At 68.8% G+C, this 25,881-nt stretch carries 27 protein-coding genes; 16 read left to right on the top strand and 11 right to left on the bottom strand.

Annotation, left to right across the window (positions count from 1 at the left end; translation table 11 throughout):
* Nucleotides 1–149: 149 nt before the first annotated feature.
* From ACG0Z3_RS03540 to ACG0Z3_RS03500, 9 genes are all read left to right on the top strand, one after another.
* Nucleotides 150–1,073, top strand: coding sequence for a PEP-CTERM sorting domain-containing protein (locus tag ACG0Z3_RS03540; protein ID WP_394395329.1), 924 nt, complete (start codon nucleotides 150–152; stop codon nucleotides 1,071–1,073).
* A 168-nt stretch (nucleotides 1,074–1,241) separates the two neighbouring features.
* Nucleotides 1,242–2,453 carry an acyl-CoA dehydrogenase family protein gene (locus tag ACG0Z3_RS03535; protein ID WP_394395327.1) on the top strand — a complete coding sequence of 404 codons (1,212 nt, stop codon included), beginning with the start codon at nucleotides 1,242–1,244 and terminating at the stop codon, nucleotides 2,451–2,453.
* A gap of 15 nt (nucleotides 2,454–2,468) precedes the next feature.
* On the top strand, nucleotides 2,469–3,578 hold the full coding sequence (locus ACG0Z3_RS03530; protein ID WP_394395326.1) for an acyl-CoA dehydrogenase family protein: 1,110 nt from the start codon (nucleotides 2,469–2,471) through the stop codon (nucleotides 3,576–3,578).
* Nucleotides 3,579–3,617: 39 nt separating this feature from the next.
* Nucleotides 3,618–4,367, top strand: a complete 750-nt coding sequence (locus ACG0Z3_RS03525) for a pseudouridine synthase (protein WP_394395325.1) — start codon at nucleotides 3,618–3,620, stop codon at nucleotides 4,365–4,367.
* Between the two features lie 5 nt (nucleotides 4,368–4,372).
* Nucleotides 4,373–5,389, top strand: coding sequence for a bifunctional riboflavin kinase/FAD synthetase (locus tag ACG0Z3_RS03520; protein WP_394395323.1), 1,017 nt, complete (start codon nucleotides 4,373–4,375; stop codon nucleotides 5,387–5,389).
* Between the two features lie 74 nt (nucleotides 5,390–5,463).
* Nucleotides 5,464–8,304 (top strand): isoleucine--tRNA ligase, encoded by a 2,841-nt coding sequence (gene ileS, locus ACG0Z3_RS03515; RefSeq protein ID WP_394395321.1) that lies wholly within the window; start codon nucleotides 5,464–5,466, stop codon nucleotides 8,302–8,304.
* Between the two features lies 1 nt (nucleotide 8,305).
* Nucleotides 8,306–8,791: a signal peptidase II gene (gene lspA, locus ACG0Z3_RS03510; RefSeq protein ID WP_394395318.1), complete on the top strand. Its 486-nt coding sequence runs from the start codon at nucleotides 8,306–8,308 to the stop codon at nucleotides 8,789–8,791.
* Nucleotides 8,775–9,596: a DUF2189 domain-containing protein gene (locus ACG0Z3_RS03505; protein WP_394395315.1), complete on the top strand. Its 822-nt coding sequence runs from the start codon at nucleotides 8,775–8,777 to the stop codon at nucleotides 9,594–9,596. Before lspA ends, ACG0Z3_RS03505 begins: the two co-directional genes overlap by 17 nt.
* Nucleotides 9,597–9,666: 70 nt before the next feature.
* Nucleotides 9,667–11,178 (top strand): hybrid sensor histidine kinase/response regulator, encoded by a 1,512-nt coding sequence (locus ACG0Z3_RS03500; RefSeq protein ID WP_394395313.1) that lies wholly within the window; start codon nucleotides 9,667–9,669, stop codon nucleotides 11,176–11,178.
* Between the two features lie 5 nt (nucleotides 11,179–11,183).
* Here ACG0Z3_RS03500 and ACG0Z3_RS03495 read toward each other — a convergent pair whose 3' ends face one another.
* Nucleotides 11,184–12,173 carry a quinone oxidoreductase family protein gene (locus ACG0Z3_RS03495; RefSeq protein ID WP_394395311.1) on the bottom strand — a complete coding sequence of 330 codons (990 nt, stop codon included), beginning with the start codon at nucleotides 12,171–12,173 and terminating at the stop codon, nucleotides 11,184–11,186.
* 63 nt (nucleotides 12,174–12,236) lie between these two features.
* Between ACG0Z3_RS03495 and ACG0Z3_RS03490 the strand changes: the two genes are divergently transcribed.
* The 5 genes from ACG0Z3_RS03490 to ACG0Z3_RS03470 all read left to right on the top strand — a co-directional run bounded on the left by ACG0Z3_RS03490 (nucleotide 12,237) and on the right by ACG0Z3_RS03470 (nucleotide 17,495).
* Nucleotides 12,237–13,139: a DMT family transporter gene (locus tag ACG0Z3_RS03490; protein WP_394395308.1), complete on the top strand. Its 903-nt coding sequence runs from the start codon at nucleotides 12,237–12,239 to the stop codon at nucleotides 13,137–13,139.
* A complete protein-coding gene (locus ACG0Z3_RS03485) occupies nucleotides 13,139–13,729 on the top strand; it encodes a pseudouridine synthase (RefSeq protein WP_394395306.1) in 591 nt (196 codons plus the stop codon). Before ACG0Z3_RS03490 ends, ACG0Z3_RS03485 begins: the two co-directional genes overlap by 1 nt.
* Nucleotides 13,730–14,434: an SDR family NAD(P)-dependent oxidoreductase gene (locus ACG0Z3_RS03480; RefSeq protein ID WP_394395304.1), complete on the top strand. Its 705-nt coding sequence runs from the start codon at nucleotides 13,730–13,732 to the stop codon at nucleotides 14,432–14,434.
* 57 nt (nucleotides 14,435–14,491) lie between these two features.
* Entirely contained in the window at nucleotides 14,492–15,391 is a 900-nt protein-coding gene (locus ACG0Z3_RS03475) for a Tim44 domain-containing protein (RefSeq protein ID WP_394395302.1), read from the top strand.
* A gap of 85 nt (nucleotides 15,392–15,476) precedes the next feature.
* Nucleotides 15,477–17,495 (top strand): S9 family peptidase, encoded by a 2,019-nt coding sequence (locus ACG0Z3_RS03470; RefSeq protein WP_394395299.1) that lies wholly within the window; start codon nucleotides 15,477–15,479, stop codon nucleotides 17,493–17,495.
* Here ACG0Z3_RS03470 and ACG0Z3_RS03465 read toward each other — a convergent pair.
* The 9 genes from ACG0Z3_RS03465 to rpsP all read right to left on the bottom strand — a co-directional run bounded on the left by ACG0Z3_RS03465 (nucleotide 17,467) and on the right by rpsP (nucleotide 23,714).
* Nucleotides 17,467–18,000, bottom strand: a complete 534-nt coding sequence (locus ACG0Z3_RS03465; RefSeq protein ID WP_394395296.1) for a histidine phosphatase family protein — start codon at nucleotides 17,998–18,000, stop codon at nucleotides 17,467–17,469. The genes ACG0Z3_RS03470 and ACG0Z3_RS03465 overlap by 29 nt on opposite strands.
* Entirely contained in the window at nucleotides 18,000–18,761 is a 762-nt protein-coding gene (gene cobS / locus ACG0Z3_RS03460) for an adenosylcobinamide-GDP ribazoletransferase (RefSeq protein WP_394395295.1), read from the bottom strand. The genes ACG0Z3_RS03465 and cobS overlap by 1 nt, the downstream gene beginning before the upstream one ends.
* A 2-nt stretch (nucleotides 18,762–18,763) precedes the next feature.
* Nucleotides 18,764–19,789: a nicotinate-nucleotide--dimethylbenzimidazole phosphoribosyltransferase gene (cobT, locus tag ACG0Z3_RS03455; protein ID WP_394395293.1), complete on the bottom strand. Its 1,026-nt coding sequence runs from the start codon at nucleotides 19,787–19,789 to the stop codon at nucleotides 18,764–18,766.
* A gap of 59 nt (nucleotides 19,790–19,848) precedes the next feature.
* A complete protein-coding gene (locus tag ACG0Z3_RS03450) occupies nucleotides 19,849–20,838 on the bottom strand; it encodes a CobD/CbiB family protein (protein WP_394395291.1) in 990 nt (329 codons plus the stop codon).
* Between the two features lie 32 nt (nucleotides 20,839–20,870).
* Nucleotides 20,871–21,554 carry a CoA pyrophosphatase gene (locus ACG0Z3_RS03445; protein ID WP_394395289.1) on the bottom strand — a complete coding sequence of 228 codons (684 nt, stop codon included), beginning with the start codon at nucleotides 21,552–21,554 and terminating at the stop codon, nucleotides 20,871–20,873.
* A gap of 67 nt (nucleotides 21,555–21,621) precedes the next feature.
* The gene (gene rplS, locus ACG0Z3_RS03440; RefSeq protein WP_133604921.1) at nucleotides 21,622–21,975 is read right to left on the bottom strand and encodes a 50S ribosomal protein L19; all 354 of its coding nucleotides are present in this window, start codon (nucleotides 21,973–21,975) and stop codon (nucleotides 21,622–21,624) included.
* Between the two features lie 127 nt (nucleotides 21,976–22,102).
* Nucleotides 22,103–22,843 carry a tRNA (guanosine(37)-N1)-methyltransferase TrmD gene (gene trmD, locus ACG0Z3_RS03435; protein ID WP_394395286.1) on the bottom strand — a complete coding sequence of 247 codons (741 nt, stop codon included), beginning with the start codon at nucleotides 22,841–22,843 and terminating at the stop codon, nucleotides 22,103–22,105.
* 4 nt (nucleotides 22,844–22,847) lie between these two features.
* A complete protein-coding gene (gene rimM, locus ACG0Z3_RS03430; RefSeq protein ID WP_394395284.1) occupies nucleotides 22,848–23,447 on the bottom strand; it encodes a ribosome maturation factor RimM in 600 nt (199 codons plus the stop codon).
* Between the two features lie 6 nt (nucleotides 23,448–23,453).
* Entirely contained in the window at nucleotides 23,454–23,714 is a 261-nt protein-coding gene (gene rpsP, locus ACG0Z3_RS03425; protein ID WP_394395282.1) for a 30S ribosomal protein S16, read from the bottom strand.
* Nucleotides 23,715–23,895: 181 nt separating this feature from the next.
* Here rpsP and ACG0Z3_RS03420 point away from each other — a divergent pair, with 181 nt between their 5' ends.
* Complete coding sequence (locus ACG0Z3_RS03420) at nucleotides 23,896–24,441, top strand: GNAT family N-acetyltransferase (RefSeq protein WP_394395281.1); 546 nt, start codon at nucleotides 23,896–23,898, stop codon at nucleotides 24,439–24,441.
* On the top strand, nucleotides 24,438–24,866 hold the full coding sequence (locus ACG0Z3_RS03415) for an NINE protein (RefSeq protein ID WP_394395279.1): 429 nt from the start codon (nucleotides 24,438–24,440) through the stop codon (nucleotides 24,864–24,866). The genes ACG0Z3_RS03420 and ACG0Z3_RS03415 overlap by 4 nt, the downstream gene beginning before the upstream one ends.
* Here the strand turns inward: ACG0Z3_RS03415 and ACG0Z3_RS03410 are convergent.
* The gene (locus tag ACG0Z3_RS03410) at nucleotides 24,860–25,870 is read right to left on the bottom strand and encodes an inorganic phosphate transporter (protein ID WP_394395277.1); all 1,011 of its coding nucleotides are present in this window, start codon (nucleotides 25,868–25,870) and stop codon (nucleotides 24,860–24,862) included. The genes ACG0Z3_RS03415 and ACG0Z3_RS03410 overlap by 7 nt on opposite strands.
* Between the last annotated feature and the right edge of the window lie 11 nt (nucleotides 25,871–25,881).

The raw sequence follows: 25,881 nt of genomic DNA, 5'->3' as shown, positions 1-25,881 counted from the left end.
GTCGACCCTTCTTACAATTCGCTCCAAAGCTAGGGGGTAGCTTCTTGCAAGTCATTGAGTCAAAACAGTTTTTATTTTTGGCACGACGATTGCTTGAAACCCCGCGAACTCCCGACGTCACAAGCGTCTGAAACCAGAAAGATCACCCGATGACATTCCTGAATCTCCGCCTGAGTCTGCTGGCCCTCGGCACGGTTGCGGCCCTGGTTTCGACGAGCGCGCACGCCGCCTGGACGTTCGAGTCGAACACCACGTCTGGCGTGAAGAACTACGAGAAGTGCTCGCTGGGGACTGCCTACGCGTGCGACAACAAAGTCGGCACCACCACCACTTCCAGCACTGCCACCAACGAGTCTGGCGCACTGATCGACAGCACCACGGTGTCGCTGAGCGGATTCGCGGCCACCAACAGCACCACGACGGGTCTCGTGCAAGGGAACTGGACAACCTCGACGCTAGCGCACCAGGGCCAGACCATGGGTTGGGGCCTGACCTCCGACGGCAACACCGCTCCCAACCACGCCGTGGACAACGCCGGCAAGACCGAGAGCATTCTGTTGTCGTTCAGCGCTTCCACCGTGCTGTCCAGCATTGGCATTGGCTACACGAGTGATGGCACCAACTCCGGCGTTTCCGTCGACCTGTCGGTCTTCCGCTGGACGGGTGCGAGCGCTCCGACCTTGAACGGCGCCGCTGCCGCGTCGATGAGCGGCTGGGAGCTTGTGGGCAACTACGGCAGCGTGACGCCCGACACGTCGCTGGCCTACAGCAACGTCGTCAACACTGGCAACAAGACCTCCAGCTGGTGGTTGATCAGCGCCTACAACAGCGGCTTCACGAGCGCAGCCAGCTACACGACCGGCGCCAGCACGCTGAACAACGGTGACGACTACTTCAAGCTGTTTGCCGTGAATGGCACGACCTGCACGAAGACCGTGAGCGCCAATGGCACCTGCGGCGGCACCTCGGGCTCCAACACCGTGCCCGAACCCGCTTCGCTGGCCCTGACCAGCGTCGCCCTGCTGGGCGTGGCCGGCCTGCGTCGCCGCAGCAAGGCCAAGCTGGCGGCCTGATCCCGCAGACATCGCGCGCTGCGCGGCCACCTCAAAGGCGCTCCTCGGAGCGCCTTTTTGTTTGTCTGCACGCGACTTGTCCACTGTCCCTGGCCGGACAGCGCCGATGCGAACGACCGTGCTAAAACGCGCGACATTCCTATCACGACACGGCGAGGCGACAAGCACATGGACCTCAACTTCACCGACGCGGAACTGGCGTTCCGCGCCGAGGTGCGCGACTGGGTGCGCGCCCACCTGCCCGCAGACATCGCGCACAAGGTGCGCCATGACCTGCGGCTGAACAAGGACGACCTGCAGCGCTGGGCCAAGATCCTCGGTGCCAAGGGCTGGCATGGCTGGGCCTGGCCCACGCAGTTTGGCGGCCCGGGCTGGAACGCCATCCAGCGTCACCTGTTCGAAGAGGAATGCGCGCTGGCCGGCGCGCCGCGCATCGTGCCGTTCGGGCCGGTGATGGTGGCGCCCGTCATCATGGCCTTCGGCACGCCGGAACAGCAGCAGCGCTTCCTGCCCGGCATCATGAGTGGCGAGGTGTGGTGGAGCCAGGGCTACAGCGAACCGGGCTCCGGCTCTGACCTCGCCTCCTTGAAGTGCCGTGCCGAGCTGAAACGTGGCGTTAGGGGCAACAAGTACATCGTCAACGGTCAAAAGACCTGGACGACGCTCGGCCAGTACGGCGACTGGATCTTCTGCCTGGTGCGCACGTCGTCCGACGGCAAGCCCCAGACCGGCATCAGCTTCCTGCTGATCGACATGAAGGCGCCCGGCGTGACGGTCAAGCCCATCATCATGCTGGACGGCGAGCACGAGGTGAACGAGGTCTGGTTCGACAACGTCGAGGTGCCGGCAGAGAACCTCATCGGCGAGGAGAACAAGGGCTGGACCTACGCCAAGCACCTGCTCTCCCACGAGCGCACCAACATTGCCGACGTGAACCGCGCCAAGCGTGAGCTGGAGCGCCTCAAGCGCATTGCCGCCGCCGAGGGCCTGATGGACGACGCACGCTTTCGCGACCAGATCGCGCTGTGCGAAGTGGACGTCGTTGCCCTGGAGATGATGGTGCTGCGCGTGCTGTCCGGTGAACGCACGGGCAAGCAGCCGCTGGATGTCGCTGGCCTGCTGAAGATCCGCGGCAGCGAACTGCAGCAGCGCTACACCGAGCTGATGATGCTGGCCGGCGGCCCGCTGGCCCTGCCCCACATCCTTGATGCCATGGAAGCCGGCTGGCAGGGGGACCAATGGCTGGGTGGCGCCTGGCTGGGTGGCGCATCGCACGCCATTCCCGTGACCGGCACTTACCTGAACGTGCGCAAGACCACCATCTACGGTGGCTCGAACGAAGTGCAGCGCAACATCGTCGCGCAGACCGTGCTCGGCTGACCCGGAGACAAACAAATGGATTTCGATTTCAGCGAAGACCAGCAGGCCCTGCGCGACGCCGTGGCCCGCTTCGTGGAAAAGGACTACGGCTTCGAGCGCCGCACGCAGATCGCCCGCGCCGGCGGCTTCGACCGCAGCGCCTGGGAGGGCCTGGCGAGCCTGGGTCTGACCGCACTGGCCGTGCCCGAGGCCCATGGCGGGCTGGGCTTTGGCGCCGTCGAGGCCATGGTGGTGATGGAAGAGCTGGGCCGCGGCTTGGTGCTCGAGCCCATCGCCCAGGGCGCGCTGATCGCGCCGGCGCTGCTGAGTCACGCCCCCGCTGCCCTGCAGGAGGCCTGGCTGCCGCGCATCGCCGGCGGTGAGGCACTTGTGGTGCTGGCGCATCAGGAGGCCAAGTCACGCTACCGCCTCGACCGCGTGGACACCCGCGCCGTCGATGGCCGACTTACCGGCGTCAAGAGCCTGGTGCCTGCGGGCGACGTGGCCGATGCCTTCATCGTGCCCGCCCGCTTGGAGGACGGCATCGCGCTGTACCTCGTGGAGCGCTCGGCACCCGGCGTGAACACGCGCGCCTACTCTCTCTACGACGGCTCCCGGGCTGCCGAGGTGCACCTGGACAACACGCCCGCCCAGCTCATCGTTGGGGCCGACCAGGGCCTGACGCTGCTGGAGCTGGCGGCAGACATCGGCATCGCCGCGCAGGCTGCCGAGGCCGTGGGCGTGATGGAGACCTACCTCGCCATGACGGTGGACTACCTGAACACCCGCAAGCAGTTCGACGTGGCCATCAGCAGCTTCCAGGCGCTGAGGCACCGCACAGCCGACGTGAAGATGCAGTTGGAGCTGGCCCGCTCCATGAGCTACTACGCCACGCTGCGGCTGGGAGATGCACCAGCCGTGCGCCGCCGGGCGCTGTCACAGGCCAAGGTGCAGCTGGGGCAGTCCATGCGCTTCGTGGGCCAGCAGTGCACGCAGCTGCACGGCGGCATCGGCGTCACCGACGAGTACGCTGGCAGCCACTACTTCAAGCGCCTGACCGTCATGGAGATGCAGTGGGGTGACACGCTGCATCACCTCGGCGAGGTCAGCGCGCGCATGCAGGACACGGCCGGCGTATTCGCCTGAGGTGCGGCGAGCAGCGGGCCAGGCCCGACAATCCGGGCCATGTCCAAACCCCAGCGCCTCGACCAGATCCTGTTTTCACAAGGCTTCGGCACCCGCCGGCTGTGTGCCGGCCTCATCCACCACGGTGAGGTCAAGGTGGGCGGGGAGGTCGTGGATGACCCCTGGGCCGAGTTCGACACCGCCGGGCTGAGCTTCGAGATCGCCGGTCAGGTCTGGCCCTTTTTCGACAAAGCCCTCATCCTGCTGAACAAGCCTGCCGGCTACGAGTGCTCGCAGAAGCCCAAGCACCACCCCAGCGTCATGAGCCTGCTGCCCGCGCCGCTGCGCGAGCGCGGCGTGCAGCCCATCGGCCGGCTGGACGAAGACACCACCGGCCTGCTGCTGCTGACCGACGACGGCACGCTGATCCACAAGCTCACGTCGCCCAAGCACCATGTGCCCAAGGTCTACGAAGCACGCTGCAAACACCCGCTGACGCCAGCGATGGTCGAACAGTTGCTGGCCGGCGTCGAGCTGAAGGAGCCCGAAGACAAGCTGCGCCCGCCGGCCAAATTCCAGCGCCCGCCGGAGATGACGAAGGCCGACGGCGCCGAGATCGTCGACGAGACGCTGCTGCGCCTGACGCTGCTGGAGGGCAAGTACCACCAGGTCAAACGCATGGTGGCGGCCGTGGGCAACCGCGTGGAGGCGCTGCACCGGCCCCGGTTCGGGGCGCTGACGCTGCCGGCCGACCTCAAGCCCGGTGAATGGCGCTGGGTGAACAGCCCGGCCGAGGTCTGGGGACAATAAGCCCGATGCGAGTTTTTAGAGGCTTCCACCATCCCGGCATCGCGCCCGCATGCGCGCTGACCATCGGCAACTTCGACGGCGTGCACCGCGGCCACCAGGCCATGCTGGCGCTGCTGCAGTCCGAGGCGCGGCACCGCGGCCTGCCGACCTGCGTGATGACCTTCGAGCCGCATCCGCGCGACTTCTTCGCCGCCAAGCTGGGCAAGCCCGAGCTGGCGCCCGCTCGCATTGCCACGCTGCGCGACAAGCTGGCTGAGCTGGAGCGCTGCGGCATCGACCAGGTCGTCATCCTGCCGTTCGACGAGGGACTGTCGTCGCTGCCGCCGCAGGAGTTCATCCGCCAGGTGCTGCTGGACGGCCTGGGCGCGCGCTATGTGCTGGTTGGCGATGACTTCCGCTTCGGCGCCAAACGCCAGGGCGACTACGCCTCGCTGGACGCCGCCGGCCAAGCCCACGGTTTCGACGTGGCCCGCATGATGAGCTACGAGGTGCGCGGCCTTCGGGTCAGCAGCTCGGCCGTGCGCGAGGCGCTCGCGGCCGGCAACATGGCCCGCGCCGCGTCGCTGCTGGGGCGGCCGTATGCGATCTCCGGCCACATCACGCATGGCCGCAAGCTGGGCCGGCAGTTGGGCGAATCAGCGCCCGGCGCAGCCGATGGCTTTCGCACGCTGAACCTGCGCTTCTCGCACGACAAACCGGCCGCGCACGGCATCTTTGCCGTGCTCGTGCACGGCCTGACGCAGGAGCCGCTGCCGGGCGTCGCCAGCCTGGGCAACCGCCCCACGGTGGAGAACGCCGGCCGCGTGCTGCTGGAGGTCCATTGCCTGGAGTGGCCCCTGGGTGCTGAGGGGGGCTACGGTAAACTCGCCCGCGTGGAACTGCTGCACAAACTTCGCGACGAAGCCAAGTACGACGGGCTGGATGCGCTCACGGCTGCTATTCGCCACGATACCGACGCAGCGTGCGCCTTCCTGGCCACCCACGCCGCCCAGCGTCGCCAGACCACGCGCGACCGAATTTGAAGCGGCGCCCAGCCGCTCTTCGCCGTCGCCCTCCCCGCCTTTGAACTGCCAGGCCCGCCGCCTGGCCGCACGCCATGACCACCCCGGACGCACCCGACTACCGCTCTACGCTCAACCTGCCCGACACGCCTTTCCCGATGCGCGGCGACCTGCCCAAGCGCGAGCCGGGCTGGGTGAAGGCCTGGGACGAGCAAGGCCTGTACAAGCGCCTGCGCGACGCCAGCTGCGGCCGCCCGAAGTTCGTGCTGCATGACGGCCCGCCGTATGCCAACGGCCAGATCCACATCGGCCACGCGGCCAACAAGATCCTGAAGGACATGATCGTCAAGGCGCGCCAGTTGGCGGGCTTCGATGCGGCCTACATCCCCGGCTGGGACTGCCACGGCCTGCCCATCGAGAACCAGATCGAGAAGACCTTTGGCCGCGGCTTGCCGCGCGACGAGGTGCAGGCCAAGAGCCGCGCCTACGCCACCGAGCAGATCGACGGCCAGCGCGCCGACTTCAAACGTCTGGGCGTGCTGGGCGAGTGGAGCAACCCTTACAAGACGATGAACTTCGCCAACGAGGCCGGCGAGATCCGCGTGCTGAAGCGGCTGTTCGAGCGCGGTTTCGTCTACCGCGGTCTGAAGCCCGTCTACTGGTGCTTCGACTGCGGCTCGTCGCTGGCCGAGTTCGAGATCGAGTACGCGGACAAGCAGTCGCCCGCGGTCGACGTGGCGTTTCTCTGCGCCGAGCCCGAGAAGCTGGCTGCGGCCTTCGGCGTGGCACCGCTCGGCAAGGAAGCGTTCACCGTCATCTGGACGACGACGCCCTGGACCATCCCAGCCAACCAGGCGCTCAACCTGAACCCCGAGCTGCCCTACGCGCTGGTGGACACGCCAAAGGGCTTCTTCGTCGTCGCCGAGGCGCTGGTGGAGAAGTGCCTGGCGCGCTGGCAGCTGGAAGGCAGCGTCGTCGCTACGGTCCCCGGTCGCAAGCTCGAACTGCTGAAGTTCAAGCACCCGCTCGCCAATGTGCACCCGGGCTATGACCGCGAAAGCCCGGTCTACCTGGCCGACTACGCGACGGCCGACGATGGCACCGGCGTCGTCCACTCCGCGCCCGCCTATGGCCTGGATGACTTCCAGAGCTGTGTCGCCCACGGCCTGGCCTTCGACGACATCCTGAACCCCGTGCAGGGCAACGGCACCTACGCCGCCGACCTGCCGCTGTTCGGCGGCCAGCACATCTGGAAGGCCAACGCCGTCGTCGCGCAGACGCTGCTGGACAACGGCCGCCTGATGGCCCAGTCCAAGCTGACCCACAGCTACCCGCACTGCTGGCGCCATAAGACGCCCGTCATCTACCGCGCCGCGGCGCAGTGGTTCGTGCGCATGGACGACGGCGACGGTCTGTTCACGACCGACAAGGCGCCGGACAGCCTGCGCAAGACGGCGCTGGCCGCCATCGAGGCGACGAGCTTCTACCCCGAGAACGGCCGCGCCCGCCTGCACGACATGATCGCCGGCCGGCCCGACTGGTGCATCTCGCGCCAGCGCAGCTGGGGCGTGCCGCTGCCCATCTTCCTGCACAAGGACACCGGCGAGGCGCACCCGAACACGCTGGCGTTCATCGAGCGCGCCGCGCAGTTGGTGGAGGCCAACGGCATCGAGGCCTGGTCCAAACTGGACGCCGCCGAGTGGCTGGGCGCGCAAGCCGAGCACTACACCAAGGGCAACGACATCCTGGACGTCTGGTTCGACTCCGGCTCCACCTTCGAGCATGTGCTCAAGGGCAGCCACAAGGGCGCCGCACACGACAGCGGCCCCGAGGCCGACCTCTACCTCGAAGGCCACGACCAGCACCGCGGCTGGTTCCATTCGTCGCTGCTGATCGCCTGCGCGCTGTACGGCCGCGCACCGTACAAGGGCCTGCTGACGCACGGTTTCGTCGTCGACGGCCAGGGCCGCAAGATGAGCAAGTCGCAAGGCAACGTCGTCGCGCCGCAGGCCGTGTCGGACAAGTTCGGCGCCGAGATCCTGCGCCTGTGGACGGCCGCGACCGACTACTCTGGCGACCTGGGACTGGACGAGAAGATCCTCGCCCGCGTCGTCGACAGCTACCGCCGCATCCGCAACACGCTGCGCTTCCTGCTCGCCAATGTCAGCGATTTTGACCCGGCGACGGACGCGGTCGCGCCGGCCGAACTCCTGGAAGTGGACCGCTACGCCCTGGCACGTGCAGCCAAGTTGCAGGCGGACATCCTGGCCCACTTCGAACGATACGAGTTCCATCCCGTCGTCGCCAAGCTGCAGGTCTACTGCTCCGAGGACCTGGGCGCGTTCTACCTGGACGTGCTGAAGGACCGCCTCTACACGACGGCGCCCAAGAGCCTGGCGCGTCGCTCGGCGCAGACGGCGCTTTGGCAGATCACGAACGCGATGCTGCGCTGGATGGCGCCGTTCCTGAGCTTCACGGCCGAGGAAGCCTGGGCGGTCTTCGAGAGCAAGACATCGGGCGACAGCATCTTCACCGAGACCTACTGGAATTTCGGCGACACGGACGCGTCGCTGCTGGCCAAGTGGGATCGCATCCACGCGATCCGCGACGAGGTCAACAAGGCCATCGAGGCGGTGCGCACGACGGGCGCGGTCGGCGCGTCGCTGCAGGCCGAGCTGACACTGCACGTCAATGCCGAAGACGCCGTGCTGCTCGGCAGCCTGGGCGAGGACCTGCGCTTCGTGTTCATCACGTCAGCCGTGACGCTGGTGCCGGCCGCTGAGTTCAGCGTGCTCGTCACGCCCAGCGCCCACGCCAAGTGCGAGCGCTGCTGGCACTACCGCGCCGAGGTCGGCAGCATCGCCGCCCACCCGACGCTGTGCGGCCGCTGCGACAGCAACCTGCACGGCGCGGGCGAAACCCGCACGGTGGCCTGACATGGCTGGCAAGTCCTCGACGGGCCTGGCCCAGTGGCTGCTGATCGCCGCGCTCATCATCCTGGCTGACCAGTTCACCAAGATCCTCGTCATCGGCAGCTTCCAGCTGGGTGACGTGCGCCCGGTGACCGGCTTCTTCAACCTCGTGCGCGCCCACAACTACGGCGCCGCTTTCAGCTTCCTGCACGGTGCCTCGGGCTGGCAGCGCTGGTTCTTCCTGGGTCTGGGGGTGGTGGCCGCCGTCTTCATCACCTGGATGCTGCGCAAGCACGGCCAGCAGAAGCTCTTTGCCTGGGCGCTGACGCTCATCCTCGGCGGCGCCATCGGCAACGTCATCGACCGCGCCGTGCACGGCTACGTGGTCGACTTCATCCAGGTTCACGCAGGCGGCTGGTATTTCCCCGCCTTCAACGTCGCAGACAGTGCGATCACCATCGGCGCCATCCTGTTGATCCTGGATGAACTGCGCCGTGTCCGACGTACCTGAGCCCGCCCCGTCCAGCAACCCCACCTACGTTCCCTATGTGCCCGAGCCGCCCCGCGAGCTCGGGGTGCCGCTGCGGCGGCTGCCGCTGTTGGCGCCGCTGCAGTGGCTGCGGCTGGGATGGGCTGACCTGTGGCGCGCACCGGCCATCGCGGTCTTCTTCGGCGGCTGCTTCGCGCTGATGGGGCTGGCAGTGCTCATGGTGTTCCGCCATGCGCCCATCTACACGCTGGCGCTGTGTGCCGGCTTCCTGTTGCTAGGGCCGCTGCTGTGCCTGGGGCTGTACCAGGTGAGCCTGCGGCTGGAACGCGGCGAGACGCCGAGCATCGATGATGCCCTCGGCGCCTGGTTCGCCAACGTCAGGCAGATCGCCATCTTCGGCTTCGTGCTGCTGATCCTGGAGATGCTGTGGGGCCGCGCCGCGCTGGTGGTGTTTGCGGTCAGCTTCAACGGCATGCCCGACTTCGCCGGCGCCATCGGTAAGCTGCTGAGCGCCGAGCACCTCGGCTTCGTGGCGGCCTATCTCGCGGTCGGTGGCGTGTTCGCGGGCCTGATTTTCGCGATCAGCGTGATCGCCATGCCCATGCTGCTGGACCGCGACACCGACGCCGTGAGCGCCGGGCTCGCCAGCCTCAAGCTGTGCCTGACGCAGCCGCTGGTCATGTTGTTCTGGGGCGCCCTGCTCACGGCGCTGGTGGTGCTGGCGATGCTGCCGGGGTTCGCCGGCCTGGTGATCGTCGGGCCGTGGCTGGGCCACGCAAGCTGGCACGCCTACCGTGCGGCCCTGGCGCCACCCACGGACGCCTGACGCGCACTCGTTCACGCGCCGGGCCTCTCACACGAGGTGACAATTTCGGGCCTCTCGCTCCCTGTTACTGATGCTTCTCGATTTCGCCAGCCTCAGCCACTACGACTGGCTCGACGTTCCCCTGTGGGTCTTCGACCCCGACCAGCAGCGCAACCTCTGGGCCAATGCCGCCGCGCTGCGCTTTTGGCATGCGGACAGCGCCGAGGAGTTCCTGTCCCGTGACTTCGCCGAGCATGGCGACGAGGTGCAGGCGCGCCTGGCCGTCACGGCAGCCGATCACACCCAGGGTCGCATCGTGCGCGAACTCTGGACGCTCTACCCGCGCGGTGAGCCCACGACGGTGATGCTGGTGTCGCGCGGCATGCGCACGCCCGACCGACGCCAGGTCATGCTGTTCGCGGCCGACTCGCTGGGCGGCGGTGCTGATGCCAGCCTGCTGCGCGGCGTGGAAGCGCTGCAGCACACCTCGGTGCGCATCGCCATGTTCGGCCTACTGCAGGGCGAGCTGCTGATGCGCAACCCGGCTGCCGCGCTGACCTTCGGCGACACGCCCCCGCCGGCTGGCGGCAGCGAGTTCACACGGCTGTTCGCGCATGCGCACGACGCCGCCAGCATCCTGTCCCGCGTGCAGCGCGGCGAGGCCTGCCGCCAAGATGCCGAGTTGCAGACCCTCGCCGGCCCGCGCTGGCATGCGCTGGACGCACGCCCCATGCGCGACCCCGTCACTGGCGACACCGTCATGCTGCTGAACGCCCGCGACATCGCCGACCTCAAGGCCAGCCAGGCCGCGCTGGTGGCGGCCCGTGAGGCCGCCGAGGCTGCCAGCCAGGCAAAGAGCAGCTTCCTGGCCAACATGAGCCACGAGATCCGCACGCCCATGAACGGCGTGCTGGGCCTGACTGAGCTGGTGCTGCAGGCCGGCGATCTGACCGACCGCCAGCGCCGCTTCATCACGATGGCGCACGACTCCGCCAAGGGCCTGATGACCATCATCAACGACCTGCTGGACGTGGCGAAGATCGAAGCCGGCCGCACCGTCATCGACGAACACCCCTTCCAGCTGCACGACTGCCTGGCCGAATCGCTGCAGCCCCTGCTGCTGCAGGCCCACGCCAAGGGCATACGGCTGCAGGCCGCCGTGCAGCCCAGCGTGCCGCCGCGATTGGCCGGCGACGCGCTGCGCCTGCGCCAGGTGCTGATCAACCTGGTGGGCAACGCGCTGAAGTTCACGGAGCGCGGTGAAGTCCGCGTCGAGATCACCCACGTGCAGCCACGGCCGGGCGACACCACCGACCAGGTGCGCCTGCGCATCGCCGTAACCGACACCGGCATCGGCCTGACACGGGACCAGATCAGGCAGATCTTCGACCCCTTCACGCAAGCCGATGGCAGCATCACTCGCCGCTACGGCGGCACGGGCCTGGGCCTGACCATCGTGCAGCGGCTGGTTGGCCTCATGGGCGGCGAAGTGCAGGTGCAAAGCGAGCCGGGGCTGGGCTCCAGTTTCAGCTTCGAGATCGCGCTGGCCCGCGTCGCCGAGCCCACGGTGGACCAACCGCTGCCGGAGCAGGCCGCGGCCTGACGCCCTCAGGGCAGCAGCACGGCGCTGCCCAGCAATTGGCGCGCCTCCAAGTCACGGTGCGCCTGGGCCGCGTCGCCCAGCGCATAGCGCCCGGCGATGCGCACCTTGACTTGGCCGCTGCGCACGATGTCGAACAGCTCATCCCCCATGGCCTGCGCGCTTTCGCGCGTGGACAGGTGCGTGAACAGCGTCGGGCGCGTCACGTAGACCGAGCCCTTCGCCGCCAGCGTGCCGATGTTGATGGGAGGCACCGGGCCGGACGCGCCGCCGAAGCTGGCCAGCAACCCAAACGGCGCCAAGCTGTCCAGTGAGCCGGCCCAGGTGTCGGCGCCCACTGAGTCGTAAACCACCTTCACGCCGCGCCCGCCGGTAATGTCGCGCACCTGGGCCGCGAAGTCGGGCTGGCTGCGGTAGTTGATCGCGTGCGTCGCGCCATGCTCCAGTGCCAGCGCGCATTTCTCGTCGCTGCCGGCCGTGCCGATGAGTTGCAGACCCAGCGCGCGGGCCCACTGGCAGGCGATCAGGCCCACACCGCCTGCAGCCGCGTGAAAGAGCACGAAGTCGCCCGCCTGCAGCCCGCCCTGCGGCAACGTCTTGCGCAGCAGGTACTGCACCGTCAAGCCCTTGAGCATCATCGCGGCGGCGGTGTCGAAGGCGATGTCGTTGGGCAGCTTCAACACGGCCTTGGCTGGCATCACGCGCGCCGTCGCATAGGCGCCGGGCGGCTGGCTCGCGTAGGCGGCGCGGTCGCCCACCTGGAGGTGCGTCACGCCCTCGCCCACCGCCTCCACGACGCCCGCGCCCTCCATGCCCAACCGCGCAGGCAGCGGCAGCGGGTAGGTGCCGTTGCGGTGGTAGACGTCGATGTAGTTCAGCCCGCAAGCGACGTGGCGGATGCGGATCTCGCCCGGCCCGGGCGCACCGACCTCCACCTCCACAAGCTTCAGTTGCTCCGGCCCTCCGGGCTGCTCAATGAACACGGCTTTTTCACTCATGCGACGTCTCCTGTTGGCGAGGTCGGCTATCGTGCCAGCCCTTTGCACGCCGTGCCTTCGCCGATGACGCTGACCCCACGCCTTGCCCTGCTGCTGACGCTGCCGCCGCTGCTGTGGGCCGGCAACGCCGTGGTGGGCCGGCTGGTGCGCGACGACATCCCGCCGATGACGCTGAACGCGCTGCGCTGGGGGCTGGCTCTGCTGCTGCTGGCGCCGCTGGCCTGGCCGCTGCTGCGCCGCCCCGGCGAGGCCCTGAAACGCTGGCGCAGCCTGGCCTGGCTGGGCCTGCTGGGCATGGGTTGCTACAACGCGCTGCAATACCTGGCGCTGCACACCTCGTCGCCGCTGAACGTGACGCTCATCACCGCCAGCCTGCCGGTGTGGATGCTGGGCGTGGGCGCCGTGTTCTATGGCGTGCGGCCCACGCCGCGGCAACTGGCCGGCGCGGGGCTGTCGCTGCTTGGCGTGGCGCTCGTCATCGCCCGCGGCGAACCCGCCGCGCTGCTGGCCGTGCACTTCGTGCCGGGCGACCTGCTGATGCTGGTGGCCATCTTCAGCTGGGCCGTCTACTCATGGATGCTGGCCCGCCCCTCAGCGGGCCTGCGGCCGGGCGAGCGGCCCTCCTGGAACTGGGCCGAGTCGCTGATGGCGCAGCTGATGTTCGGCGTCGTGTTCTCTGCTGTCTCGGCCGGTGTGGAGCAGGCGGTGGCGCCTGCGGCCATCCACTGGAGCCCGACGCTTATCGCCGTGCTGGCCTACGTGGCCGTCGGCCCGTCGCTGATCGCCTACCGCTGCTGGGGCCTGGGCGTGGCCGAGGCAGGCCCCGCGCTGGCGGGCTTCTTCGTCAACCTGACGCCGCTGTTCGCCGCCGTCATCTCGGCCGCCGCGCTGGGGCAGTGGCCGGCCTGGTACCACGGCGTGGCGTTCCTGCTGATCGCCGCCGGCATCGTGGTCTCCTCGCGTTGATGCGCATCGTCCATGTCGACGACCGCCTGGTCGTCATCGACAAGCCCGCCGGCCTGCTCAGCGTGCCTGGTCGCACTGAGCCCGATTGCGCCAGCGCCCGCGTGCAGGCGCTCTACCCCGACGCGCTCATCGTGCACCGGCTGGATCAGGCCACGTCCGGCCTGCTGCTGTTCGCCCGCGGCACGCAGGCGCAGCGCGAGCTGAGCGCGGACTTCGCCCAGCGGCGCGCGGACAAGGTGTATGTCGCCATCGTTGCTGGCCAGCTTGACGGCGACGGCCTCATCGACCTGCCGCTGGCCGCAGACTGGCCCAACCGGCCACGCCAGCAGGTGGACCATGCGAGCGGCAAGCCGTCGCAGACGCGCTGGCGCGCGCTGGGCCACGACGCCTGCACGACGCGCGTACGGCTCGAACCCCTGACCGGCCGCAGCCACCAACTGCGCGTTCACATGGCCACGCTGGGCCACGCCATCCTGGGCGATGCGCTGTACGCCGCGCCCGACATCGCCGTTGCTGCGCCGCGACTGCTGCTGCATGCCAGCGAGCTGCGCATCGCCGGCCACCACTTCCTCTGCCCTCCGGAGTTCTGAATGCACCTCTACATCGTCACCGGAAGCTCGCGCGGTCTCGGCGCAGCGCTCGTGAACGCGCTGGCCGGGCGCGAGGCCACCGTCATCGGCATCGCCCGCCAGTGCACGACCGATCTGCCTGCTGAACAGTGGTCGCTGGATCTCGCCGACCCGCTGCCCGCGGCCCGGCGCCTGCAGGACTGGCTGGCAGCGCACACCGGCTGGGCCAGCGCCACGCTGATCAACAACGCGGCGCTGCTTAGCCCGCCCGGGCCGCTGGCCGCCACCGACCTGGACGAGCTGTGCGCCGCGCTACGCGTCGGCCTGGAGGCGCCGACGCTGCTGTGCCGCGCCTTCCTGGCCGGCACGGTCGGCGTGCCGCAACGACGCATCCTGAACATCTCATCCGGCCTGGGCAGGCGCGCCATGGCCGGCAGCGCGAGCTACTGCGCCGTCAAGGCCGGGCTGGACCACCTCAGCCGCGCACTGGCACTGGAGGAACCGGACGTCGGCGTCGTGTCACTGGCGCCGGGCGTCATCGACACCGACATGCAGGTGCAGCTACGCGGCGCCGACCCGGCCCGCTTCCCCGAGCAGCCACGCTTCCAGGGCCTGAAGGATGGCGGCCAACTGCAGACGGCTGCCGACACGGCCGCCGCTATCGTTCGCTTTCTCGTGCGGCCAGACTTCGGAAAAACTGTCGTATCCGACATCCGGGAAGCTTGAAAATCCGCACCTGCGCGCGCACCTTTTGTGCGTCCACATCACCTCTGGAGACCTGCCTTGAACCGCATCCTTGCCGTCAGCCTTGCCGCCGTGCTGACCGTTGCCCTGCCCGTCCAGGACGCTGAGGCCAAGCGCCTGAGCGGCGGCGGCATGAAGCGCAGCGTGCCCACGCAGACCACCCCCAACACGCCGCCGGCCCAGCAACCCGCCGCACCGCAGCAGGCCGCGCCGGCCAAGCAGGCGGCAGCCACGCCAGCCACACCTGCGGCTGCGCCCAAGCGCTCGTGGATGGGCCCGCTGGCCGGCCTGGCCGCCGGCCTGGGCCTGGCCGCGCTGGCCAGCCATTTCGGGTTCGGTGACGAGCTCGCCAGCCTGATGACCATGCTGTTGCTGGGCCTCGTGGCCGCCGTCGTCATCGGCTTCCTGGTTCGCCGTTTCGCCAAGCCCAAGGCGCAACTGGCAGGCGCTGGCGCCGGTGCCGGCATGCCGGGCGCGAACTTCCGCATGCAGCCCGAGATGCCTGCGCAGCCGCAGCCATCGGCCTGGCAGCCGCAAAGCGCCGCACAGGTGGGCGCAGCCAGCGCGAGCGCCGTGCCGGCCGACTTCGACGCTACTGGCTTCGAGAAGATCGCCAAGCAGGTGTTCATCCGCCTGCAGGCCGCCAACGATGCCGGTGACCAGGCCGACCTGCGCCGCTTCACCACGCCGCAGATGTACGCGAGCATCCAGCAGGAGCTGCTGGAGCGTGCCGGCCGCACGCAGCGCACGGACGTGATGCAGCTGGATGCCAGCGTCGTGGACGTCGCGACCGAGAATGGCCAGCAGATCGTGTCGGTGCGCTTCTGGGGCCTGATCCGCGAAGAGAGCGAGCAGGCGGCCGGCAACTTCGACGAGATCTGGCACTTGGTGCAGTCCGGCGAGGGCTGGCTGATCGCCGGCATCCAGCAGACGGAATGACGAAGCGCACAGCGGGTTAGTCACTAGCCCGCACCCCGCGAGAATGGGCGCCCCGAGCGCCCATTGCTCATTGCAAGCCTCTGCCATGACCCACCTCCGACTCCACCTGTGCGTGCTGGCCACCGCCCTGCTCGCCGCCTGCGCGTCCACCCCGACGCCTGCGCCCACGGCCGTCGTCACGCCGAACGCCAACCTCGTGGCGCAAGGCATCCCGCCCGTGCCCCAGAGCCTGGCCGACGCGGTCGGCCGCTACAACGACTTCCGCGGCCATGCCTTCGTCGACTGGCATCCCCAGCGCCTCGAGATGTTGGTGGCCCACCGCAAGGCGGGCGCCAACACGGCGCAGCTGTTCCGCCTCAACGGCCCCATGGCCACACCGCAGCAGCTGACCGACAGCGCCGAGCCGGTCACGCAGGCCACGTACGAGCCGCGCACCGGTGAGTACATCGTGTTCGAGCGCGCCAGCGGCGGCAACGAGGTGGGCCAGCTGTACCGCCTGAGCCTGACGCAGCCAGGCGCCCAGCCGCAACTGCTGACCAACCCCGACGAGCGCCACGCGATGAACGGCTGGCTGCGGCACAGCGGCCAACTCATCCATTCGTCCGTGCCCATCGACCGCACGGCCCAGGGCGGCACGCGCAGCAAGATCACCACCACCCTGTGGCTGCTGGACCCGCTGAAGCCCGAGGGCCGGCGCAAGCTGGCCGAGCTGGACGGCGGCGGCTGGTCCGCCAGCCGGCCGTCGCCGGATGAGCGCAGTGTGCTGGTGTCGCGCTATCTGTCGGCCAACGAGTCGCAGATCTGGCTGCTGGACATCGCCTCCGGCGCGCTGCGGCAGCTGCTGCCGGCCGTGGGCAGCCAGGAATCCAAGGCCACGTACGCGCCGGTAGGCTGGTCGGCCGACGGGGCCGCTCTGTGGATCGCCAGCGACCGCGCCGGCGAGTTCCGCGAGCTGATGAAGCTGGACATGGCGGGCGCCGCGCCGGGCCGCATCACCCGCGTCAGCGGCCACATTCCCTGGGATCTCAACGGCGTCAGCCTGACCGCCGACCGCAGCAAGCTGGCCGCACAGTTCAACGTGGACGGCCGCGACGAGCTGCGCTTCTTTGACGCCGCCACTGGCAAGGAGAGCGCCGCGCCCGCGACGCTGCCGGCCGGCAATATCGGCACGGCGTCCTACCACCGTGCACGCGCCGACCTGGCCTTCTCGGTCAGCAACGCCCAGGGGCCGGGCCAGATCTACTCGCTGGACGCTGAAGGCCGTGTGCAGCAGTGGACGAAGGCGTACGCGCCGGCCGGCGTGGACACGTCGACGTTCACCGAGCAGAAGATCGTGCGCTGGAAGAGCTTCGACGGCACGACCATCTCCGGCCTGCTGACGCCGCCGCCAAAGAAGTTCACAGGCAAGCGCCCGGTGCTGATCTCCATCCACGGCGGTCCCGAGTCGCAGGCGCAGATGGGCTTCATCGGCCGCAACGCCTACTTCACGCAGGAACTGGGCATTGCGCTGATCCAGCCCAATGTGCGCGGTTCCACCGGCTACGGCAAGAGCTTCCTGGCGATGGACAACGGCTTCAAACGCGAGGACTCGGTGAAGGACATCGGCGCGCTGCTGGACTGGATTGCCACGCAGCCGGACCTGGACGCATCGCGCGTGCTCGTCACCGGTGGCAGCTACGGCGGCTACATGACGCTGGCCGTGTCGACGAACTACGCCGACCGCATCGCTGGTGCGATCGACGTGGTGGGCATCTCGCACTTCGTGACCTTTCTGAACAACACGGAGAGCTACCGCCGCGACCTGCGCCGCGTCGAGTACGGCGACGAGCGCGACCCGGCGATGCGGGCCCACCTGGAGAAGATCTCGCCGCTGACCAACGCGGCCAGGATCAAAAAGCCGCTGTTCGTCATCCAGGGCAAGAACGACCCGCGCGTGCCCTACACCGAGGCCGAGCAGATCGTCGCCAAGGTGCGCGAAGGCGGCACGCCGGTTTGGTACCTGCGCGCGGAGAACGAAGGCCATGGTTTCCAGAAGAAGGAGAACCAGGACTTCCAGTTCTATGCCACGGTGCTGTTCATGCAGCAGACGGTGCTGAAGAAGTAGGCCGGCTGTAGCCGGGCGGTGGCGGCCAGCTCGACGGTGTCGGCGTCGCCCCGCCCCGCCAGTACCTGGCGGTGATCCAGCCACCATGGCCCACGGCCAGCGCGCAGCGTGGAGACCAGGCGGCCGTGCGGGCCAGCAGCGCCGTCAGCGACTCACCGCCGTCGAAATCGAAGCCGCAGAAGTCGTTCATCCAGCGGTCGAACTCGCCAGCTGCGAAGGCGTGCCAGGGCTGGCCGTCCCAGAGGCCGAAGTCCAACTCGGCCAGCGCGGAATCGACGTGCCAGACAAAGCCCCAGCGCTTCAGCCAGTGCCCCACATCGGCCGCACGGGCCAGCGGCGATGTGACGACCTCGCGCGGCAGCGCGTGCCGACGCGCATGAGCGCGGATGCGGTGCGCCAGCCGCTTGGCCTTGCGCGGGTCCACCGGCAGGTCGGTGCGCCGGCCGATGCAGCGCCCCTCGGCGCCGCGCGGCCGGGGGTGGCGCCAGATCGTGAAGGCCAGCATCAGAGCGAGGCCGTGAAGGCCAGCAGCACCGCCATCTCGGCCAGCTGCTCGGTTGCGCCCAAGCCGTCGCCGGTGTAGCCGCCCAGGCGGCGCTTGAGCCACTGGTGCATCAGCGCCGCCACGACGGCCGCAGCTGCCCCGGCCAGCAGCAGCCGTGACGCCGGCACGCCGGCCGCCGTCAGCCCGGCCAGCAACAGGCCGCACCAGGCCAGCGCGATGGCCACGCTGCGCGGCGCGACAGCCAGCGCGAGTGGCTTCGCCTTGGCATGGTCGGCGTCGCCGCCGTACGGCAGGCTGGCCATCACGCCCACCGCCGCCATGCGCGCCAGCGCGTGGCTGGCCAGCAGCGCGGCCACGGCGCCCAGCAGCGGCCGTGTCGCGAGCACCGCCAGCAGCGCGGCGCGCAGCAGCAGGCTCAGGCCCAACGCCAGCGCACCGTAGCTGCCGATGCGTGAGTCCTTCATGATGGCCAGTGCCTTGTCGCGGCTGACGACGCCGCCCAGCGCGTCCAAGGTGTCGGCCAGGCCGTCCTCGTGGAAGCCACCCGTCAGCGCGACGGTGGCTGCCAACGCCAGCACCGCGGCCACCCAGGCCGGCCAGAGCTGCGCAGCGCCCGCCAGCACGGCCGCACCGACCGCGCCCACCATCATGCCCACCAGCGGGAAATGCCGCACACAGTCGTTCAGCCAGGCCGGCTCGAAGCGATGCAGCCGCACCGGAAGCCGCGTCAGGAACTGCAGCGCAACGAGGAACAGCCGCACGCTCAGTCCTTGTTGCTGACGCCGGCACTGTCGAAGCTGGCCATGTCGGCCAGCAGCGCACAGGCCGCCGTCAGCAGCGGCCAGGCCAGCGCAGCGCCGCTGCCCTCGCCCAGGCGCAGGTCCAGATCCAGCAGAGCCTGCACGCCCAGTTGCTGCAGCCAGCGCGCATGCGGGCCTTCTGCCGAGCGGTGCGCGAACACACAGGCCGGGAGCACCCCGGGGCACAGCGCCTCGGCCACGGCCACAGCGGCCGTCGTGATGAAGCCGTCTACCAGGACGACGCGGCGCTGCGCGGCGGCGGCGATGACGCTGCCGGCCATCGTGACGATCTCGAACCCGCCCAGCGCCGCCGCGATCTCCAGCGGCGCCTGTGCACTCGCGTTGACGGTCAGAGCCTGCTGCAGCACCGCCCGCTTGCGCACCAGGCCAGCATCGTCCAAGCCCGTGCCCCGGCCCACGCAATCGGCCAGCGGCAGGCCGGTCAGCCGTTGCATCAGCAGGCTGGCCGACGAGGTGTTCCCGATGCCCATCTCGCCCAGCAGCAGTGCGTTGCCCGGCAGGCGCTCGACGAGGGCCAGGCCGTTGCGCAAGGCCTGCTGGGCCTGCGCGATAGACATGGCCGGGCCGGCACTGGCGTCGGCCGTACCGGCGGCGATACGCAGGTCCAGCGCGCCGTCGGCCCGCGGGGCGTCGACACCGCAGTCGGCGATCGTCAACGTCAGCCCCTGCTGACGCGCCAGCACCGACACGGCGGCACCACCGGCCAACATGTTGGCCACCATCTGCGGCGTGACCTCGCGCGGATAGGCCGACACATCGCGGCGCGACAGGCCGTGGTCGGCTGCGTAGACCACCAGCTGCGGCGTACGCAGCTGCGGTCGCTCAACACCCTGGATCAGCGCCAGCTGCAGGGCCAGCGACTCGATGCGGCCCAGCGCCCCCAGCGGCTTGGTCTTGTGGTCGATGGTGTGCTGCACGTGGGCAGACAGCCCGGCGTCTGCCAGCGCGGGCAGTTCAGGAAGGATCATGAGAGGCCTGCAATGAGATGTCGCGACGGCCGGCGCCGCGATGGGGGCGACGACGCGCCTCAACCGACGAGATTGGCCAGCGTCAACAAAGCCAGCAACAGCATCCACAGCACAACGGACCGCCACACCAGGCCGACCACGCTCTGCAGGTGGGCGAGCTGCGGCGGCATGCCGGCCGTGGAACCGGCGGCGCCGGTGGCCGAGGGCTCCGAGCCGGCATCGAAGGTGCGGCTGCGGTCCGGCGTGATGCCGGGTGCCGCCGCACCGCCCAGTTGCAAGCCCACGGCGCCCGCGGCGGACGCGAGGATGATGCCTTCGTTGGCATGCATCCACAGGCTGGCATCACGCCGCCACGCGTTCACCGCCTCCTCGAAGTTGCCCACGATGGCGAAGCCCGCTGCAGTCAGCCGCGCAGGCACGTGGTCGATGACCATGAAGGCCTGGCGCGACAGCGCCAGCAGGCGCGGGTTGGCGGGTGCGTCCAGCGTGCGGCTCTTGAAGGCCCAGTAGCGGCTGGCGAACTCCGCCATGCGGTAGATCAGCGCCCCTGCCGGCCCCAGGCCCAGCGTGGAAAAGACGATGAACCAGAAGAACACCCCGAACACGTGGCGATGAGCGGCCAGCAGCGAGTGCTCGATGACGTGGCGGATCAGCTCCGTGCGCGGCAGCTCGCTGGCATCCAGGTGGCGCCAGTCGGCAAGCAGTTGGCGGGCGGTCAGGTCGTCGCCACGCTCCAGCGCATCGCGGATGTCGGTGAAGTAGTGGCTGAACTGGCGGAAGCCCAGCGTCAGGTAGAGCACCAGCACGTTCAGCGCCAGCGCGAGCAGCAGGCTGAAGTGGCGCAGGCCCCAATACATCAGCGTCAGCAACAGGCCTGGCACCAGCACCGTGATGGTCCAGACGATCACGGCATGGTGTTCGCCACCCGCGTCGAAATTGCGGCCCGTCCAGCGCACCCAGCCGATGACGGACTGATGCACGCGGTTGCCATGCCTCAGGGGCTTGAGTTGCTCACAGAGCAGGGCCAACAGCACCGCGAAGAAATTCATGGGCCGGGATGATAGTGGCGCCGAGGGGCTCCTCAGGCCGTTGCGAGCAGTCGGTAGAGGTTGCGCAACATCGCGGCCGTCGCGCCCCAGATGAAGTACTCGCGCTCCGGGCCCTGCCAGGGCATGGACAGGAAGCGCCGCTCCACGCCGCCGAAATCGAAGCGGTGATGGCGATGGTGGGCCGGGTTCATCAGAAAGGCCAGCGGCACCTCGAAGGCCTCGGCCACCTCGAAGTCGTCCAGCGCCAGCGTGAAGCCGGGTTCGACCAGCGCCACGACGGGCGTGACCTGAAAGGCCGTCACCGTCGAGTACACCGGCAACTGGCCGATGACGCGGATGCGCTCGCGCGACAGACCGATCTCCTCCTCGGTCTCGCGCAACGCCGTGGCGATGGGGCCGTCGTCCTCGGGCTCGACGCGGCCGCCGGGGAAGCTGATCTGGCCGGCGTGGTCACGCAGGTGGTCGGTGCGGCGGGTCAGCAGCAGTGTGAGGCCCTCGTCGCGCTGCACCAGCGGCACCAGCACGGCCGCGCCAGCCGGCTCACGGTCGGCAAAGCGGCCGCCGTCGCCGGCGAACTCGGGCGTCCACGACACCTGCGCTGCCAGGCGGGCGCGCAGGGCGTCGGCGGTGAGCGCGTCAGGCGGCAAGACCGGCAGATGACTGTCGATGCTCGTGACCGGCACGAGCTGCGGCTGGGTGATGGTGGGTCGGGTCATGCAGCGGAAAAACAAAAGCCGCCGAGAGCGTAGCTCCAGGCGGCTTTGGCGGTGAGGAACCGGCGGATTAGGCCAGCTTTTCCTTGATACGCGCCGACTTGCCCGAACGCTGGCGGAGGTAGTACAGCTTGGCGCGGCGGACGTCACCGCGGCGCTTGACTTCGATCGACGCGATCAGCGGGCTGTACAGCTGGAACGTACGCTCCACGCCTTCGCCGCTGGAGATCTTGCGAACGATGAAGCTGCTGTTCAGGCCGCGGTTGCGCTTGGCAATCACGACGCCTTCGTAAGCCTGCACGCGCTTGCGGGTGCCTTCAACGACGTTCACGCTGACGATCACGGTGTCGCCGGGGGCGAAGGCCGGGATGGTCTTGTTCAGGCGAGCAATTTCTTCTTGCTCGAGGGTTTGGATCAGGTTCATCTGTACTCCTGGGATCTTGGCGGACCGCTATTTATCGGGATGTTTGCAGCACCGGCTTTCACCTGCACCACTCGACCCGCCAGAGGATCGGACAGCCTGCTAGTGTAGCGCGGCTTGCGGGTTTTGCCTAGAGCTTGGCCAGGAAGGCCTCGTCGGCCTTGCTGAGCCGACCGGCCGCACGAGCTGCGACGATCAGTTCGGGCCGCCGCGCCGCCGTCAGCGCCAGCGAGCGCTCGCGGCGCCAGCGCCGGATGTCGGCGTGGTGGCCGGACATCAGCACCGCCGGCACCTCGCGGCCGTCGGCCAGCACCTCGGGGCGGCTGTAGTGCGGGCAGTCCAGCAGGCCGTCGGAGAAGCTGTCCTGCTGGTGCGACTGCGCATCGCCCAGCACGCCGTCCTGCAGCCGCGCGACAGCATCCAGCAGCGCCAGCGCGGGCAGCTCGCCGCCGGACAGCACGAAGTCGCCCAGACTCAGTTCCAGCGTCACGTGGCGGTCCAGCACGCGCTGGTCGATGCCTTCGTAGCGCCCGCACAGCAGGATGGCGCCAGGGCCGGCGGCCAGCTCCTGCACGAGCGGTTGGTCGATGCGCCGGCCGGTGGGCGTGAAGTGGATGACAGCTGGCGCCGCCTCACCTCGGTCGGCCGTGGCGGCGGCCAATGCACGCTCCAGCGGCTCCACCAGCATGACCATGCCGGGGCCACCGCCATAAGGGCGGTCATCAACACGGCGGTAGTTGTCGTCGGCGAAGTCGCGCAGCGGCCAGAAGCGCACGTCGACCTGGCGGCTCTCGAAGGCCCGCCGCGTGACGCCATGCGTCAGGTGCGGCGCGAATAGCTCCGGAAAGATCGTCAGGACATCGAAGCGCATGAACTCAGAAATCCAGACCCCAGTCGACCGTGATGCGCTTGGCCTCCAGGCTCACGTCATCGATGAAGGCACCGACGAACGGGATCAGGCGCTCCTGGTCCGGCTTGGCCGGCTCTTCCACGCCGGGCGGGAGGATGCGCAGCACGGCATGCGGGCCGGTGTCGATGAGACCGATGACGCGGCCCAAAGCCTGCGACTCGCGATTGACGACGTCCAGCCCGATCAGGTCGATCCAGTAGTACTCGCCGTCCGGCGTACGCGGAAAGTCGCTGCGGGGAATGTAGATCTCATGGCCGCGCAGCGCCTCTGCGGCGTTGCGATCGTCCACGCTCTCCGCGGTCGCGACGATGCCCTCCCCCTGCTCGCGCACCGCGCGCACGGCCAGCTGCAGCTGCGCAGGCTTGGGGCCGGTTGACTTGAGGTACCAGCGCTTGGCGCTGAACAGCGCGTCGGCGTCGGTCGAGTAGGCCTGCACCTTCAGACCGCCCTTGATGCCCCAGGCATCCAGGATGCGGCCCACCGGCACGAGGTCGTCGGGCCAGGAGGCCGCAGAAGCAAAAAACGGCGCCGAGGCGCCGTCTTGCTGAGGCTTGTTGCCTGCCACGCCTGCTTAGGCGGCAGCGACGGCCGCCTTCTTGGCGTCGTCAACCAGGCGAGCCACGGTGGGCGACAGCTGGGCGCCGACACCGATCCAGTAGCTGACGCGGTCCTGCGCCACGCGCAGCTTTTCAGCGGCGCCAGCGGCGATGGGGTTGTAGAAGCCGACGCGCTCGATGAAGCGGCCGTCACGGCGCTGGGCGCTGTTGGCGACGACGATGTTGTAGAAGGGGCGCTTCTTGGAACCGCCGCGAGCCAGACGAATGACAACCATGATGTTTCCTAAAAATTGGGCGACTACCGCACGAGGAGACACTCAGGGCGAGCAAGTCGAAAAAGGCAGAAAACCCCTGCCAGGGGAGGCTCCGTAGATACGCCGCAATCCGTTTGATCGAGCTGCGACCGTCGCCAAAACCGCGCATTATAAACTCGATTGCATTCGTTCCCAAGCAGCCATGCCACAAGTCTCCTTCACCTCGCCCCTGACCCTGCGTCCCAGCACCGACGTCGACCTGCCCGCCATCCAGGCCATCTATGCCCAAGCCGTGCTGGAAGGCACCGGCACCTTCGAGACCGAGGTGCCGGCTGTCGAGGAGATGGGCCGGCGCCGCGCCGAGGTGCTGAGCCGCCAATTGCCCTGGCTGGTGGCCGAGCGCGATGGCGAGATCCTCGGCTACGCCTACGCCAACTACTTCCGCCCTCGCCTGGCCTATCGCTTCTGTGTCGAGGACTCCATCTACCTCGCCCCGGGCGCCCAGGGCCAGGGCGTGGGGCGGCTGCTGCTGGCGGAACTGATCGCCCGCTGCGAGGCTGCGGGCGCACGCCAGATGCTGGCCGTCATCGGCGATGCGGCCAATGCCGGCTCCATCGGCGTGCACACGGCCCTGGGCTTCCAGCACACCGGCGTACTGAAGAGCGCCGGCTGGAAGTTCGGCCGCTGGCTGGACGTCGTGCTGATGCAGCGCGCGCTGGGCGTGGGCGACGCCACGGCTGCCGAATGAGCGGCGGCGTCAAGCACAAGGCCGTCGCCACATGGCTGGCGCTGCTGGTGGGCGTGTTCGGCCTGCACCGCTTCTACCTGCACGGCCTGAAGGATCGCTGGGGCTGGCTGTTCCCGCTGCCCACCCTGCTGGGCCTGGCAGGCCTGCAGCGCATGAGCGCCTTCGGCCAGGACGACCGCACGGCCTGGCTGCTGATCCCGCTGCTGGGCGTCAGCCTCGTGGCCGCTCTGCTGGGCGGCATCGTCTACGGCCTCACCCCGGACGAGCGCTGGAACGCACGCTTCAACGAGGGCCAGCCAGCCAGCGCGGGAGGCTGGCCGGCCGTGATCGGCGTCGTGCTGTGCCTGTTCATCGGCGGCACGACACTGATGGCGACCATCGCCTTCAGCGCCCAGCGCTACTTCGAGGCCCAGGTCGATCAGTAGAGGAAGAAGCTGACCCAGTAGCAGATCGCCGCCATCAGCGCGGCGGCAGGGATCGTGAAGATCCATGCCCAGACGATGCTGCCAGCAACTCCCCAGCGCACGGACGACGCGCGCTGCACGGAGCCCACGCCAACGATGGCGCCAGTGATGGTGTGCGTGGTGGAGACCGGCACGCCCATGGCCGTGGCCAGGAACAAGGTGATCGCACCGCCGGTCTCGGCGCAGAAGCCGCCGACCGGCTTCAGCTTGGTGATGCGCTGGCCCATGGTCTTGACGATGCGCCAGCCGCCGAACATGGTGCCCATGCCGATGGCGATGTAGCAGGCCCAGATCACCCAGGCCGGCGGCGACTTGTCGCCCACCGCCACCATGCCGGCCGCGATCAGCAGCATCCAGATCAGGCCGATGGTCTTCTGCGCATCGTTGCCGCCGTGGCCCAGGCTGTACAGCCCGGCCGACACCAGCTGCAGGCGGCGAAACCAGGCGTCGATGCGCAGCGGTGACTTGCCCCGGCACACCCACGCAACAACGACCATCAGCAACGAGCCCAACAGGAAGCCCAGCGTCGGCGACACGATGATGAAGGCCACGGTCTTCCAGATGCCCGTGCCCACCAGTGCGTCCGGGCCGGCCTTGGCCACCACGGCGCCGACGATGCCGCCGATCAGCGCATGCGACGAGCTCGACGGGATGCCCCACCACCAGGTGATGGTATTCCAGGCGATGGCCCCGATCAGCGCGCCGAAGACGACATGGTGGTCCACGATGCCCGGCTCGACGATGCCCTTGCCGATGGTGGCCGCCACCTTGAGCTGGAAGAACGCAACGGCGATGACATTGAAGAAGGCGGCAAACAGCACGGCCTGCTGCGGCTTCAGCACGCCGGTGGAGACGACGGTGGCGATGGAGTTGGCCGCGTCGTGGAAGCCGTTCATGAAGTCGAACAGCAGCGCCAGCACGACGAGCAGGGCCACCACCCAGAAGGCGATCTCAGCGGATGCCATGCGAGGCCCCG

The sequence above is a fragment of the Pelomonas margarita genome, from assembly GCF_043555875.1.
Classification (GTDB): domain Bacteria; phylum Pseudomonadota; class Gammaproteobacteria; order Burkholderiales; family Burkholderiaceae_C; genus Pelomonas; species Pelomonas margarita.
Note: the sequence above shows the minus strand (reverse complement) of the source record. Positions and strands in the feature narration are given on the sequence as shown.